Consider the following 1,657-nt stretch of genomic DNA (forward strand, 5'->3'; position numbering starts at 1 on the left):
CCGCCCACCCGCGGACGACCCCACGCTGCGCCTCATGGACACCTTGCGAGCGCACGCACGGACGCTCGCTCCGGTGTGCTCGCCCTCCGCGGAGCTGCTCCAGCCCGGAGGCGGCATCGACCTGGAGCGCCTCCACGCCGCCGGTCACCCGGTCGTCGTCTGGACCGTGAACGACCTGCCCACGATGCAGGCCCTGCTCCAGCGCGGCGTGGACGGCATCATCACCGACCAGCCGGACCTCCTGATGCAGGCGGTGCGCGACTTCGACACCAACGGCGACGGCACCCCTGGGGACCTGCTGGACGCGGACGGGCTCATCGACCCGAAGCGCTTCGATGCGCAGGGCCACCGGGGCGCGCGGAACCTACGGCCGGAGAACACGCTGCCCTCCTTCGAGGCCGCGCTCGACCACGGGATGCCCACGCTGGAACTGGACACCGTCCTCACCGCCGACGGCGTCGTCGTGGTCTCCCACGACCTGAACCTGTTCCCCATGAAGTGCCGCCACGCGGATGGAAGCCCGCTGACCGCTCCTGTTTCCATCGCGACCCTCACCGTCGCGGAGCTCCAGGCCCGCTTCGTCTGCGACCGGCTCCTGGAGGACCGTCCGGACCAGAAGAACGACCGCGCGCTCTCTCCGGAGGCCGTCGCGTTCGCCGACCGCACCGGACTCCCGGACCCCTACACAGTCCCCACCCTGAGCCAGGTGTTCGCCTTCGCGGCGGACCAGGCGGACGCCGCCCATGAATCCCGCGACCCGCTCCGCGCCCGGAACGCCCGCCGTGTGCGCTTCAATGTGGAACTCAAACGGACAACAGAGAAGACAGACATTGCTCCAGCCCATGGCGACGCGGTCGCCCGGCTCATCCATGAGGCAGGGCTCGTCCAGAGGTCGGACGTGCAGTCCTTCGACCTGCGCGCCGTGCGCTCCGTGCAGGAGCGACACCCGGAGCTGCGCACCGCCGTCCTCCTGAGGACGCGCCCCACCGCCGCGGATGTGGAGGCGGTCGAGTAGCCAGACGGTCCACTCCCCGACCGGGAAATCAAGGATTTAGTCAGGCGACGAAATCAACTTGCGCAAAATCGTTAGGGGCCTTACTAGATGCCTCGTCTTGGTCCCTACCCGCCCGAAAAACGCCACGCCGATGAAGCTCGTGCCCCGGTACGAGCGGCTGAAGCAGATGGCTCAGCGCTTCCCCTCGCTCGACCCCAGCGCCATCGAGACGTGTCTGACGATGCTGCGTCTCTCCAATGAACTGACCGGGGCCTACGAGGCGCACTTCGCACGGCACGGCGTGTCTCACGGACGCTTCGTCGTGCTGGTGCAGTTGTTCGCGGCGGAGGACGCGGGGGACACCCTGCGCCCCGCGGACCTCGCGGAGCTGTCGAGCTGCAGCCGCGCGACCATCACCGGCCTCCTGGACACGCTGGAGAAGGACGGCTTCATCTCCCGCACGGATCACCCCGAGGACCGGCGCATGTACTCCGTGCACCTCACCTCGAAGGGGCGCGAATTCATCCAGGGGATGATGCCCGACCACTACCGCCGCATCGCCGCGCTCATGGCTCCCTTGAGCATGGATGAGCGGGACACGCTTCGCGCCCTGCTCGCCAAGGTGTCCACCGGCATCCCCGCCCTGCGGGACCCCTGAGCCCC

Annotated in this window: 2 protein-coding genes; both read left to right on the plus strand. The window is 68.9% G+C overall.

The features are described 5' to 3' along the window. Positions 1-1,015: glycerophosphodiester phosphodiesterase family protein (locus D7V77_RS41865; protein ID WP_304485892.1), on the plus strand; the 1,015-nt coding region annotated here is incomplete at its 5' end. Between the two features lie 130 nt (positions 1,016-1,145). Then, complete coding sequence (locus D7V77_RS41870; RefSeq protein ID WP_120581716.1) at positions 1,146-1,652, plus strand: MarR family winged helix-turn-helix transcriptional regulator; 507 nt, start codon at positions 1,146-1,148, stop codon at positions 1,650-1,652. The last annotated feature ends 5 nt before the right edge of the window (positions 1,653-1,657 follow it).

This window comes from Corallococcus sp. CA041A, from assembly GCF_003612075.1.
Classification (GTDB): domain Bacteria; phylum Myxococcota; class Myxococcia; order Myxococcales; family Myxococcaceae; genus Corallococcus; species Corallococcus exiguus.

Bases quoted from the DNA above. Each gene is read 5' to 3' on its own strand.
- D7V77_RS41870 (WP_120581716.1), top strand. From the start codon at position 1,146: ATGAAGCTCGTGCCCCGGTACGAGCGGCTGAAGCAGATGGCTCAGCGC.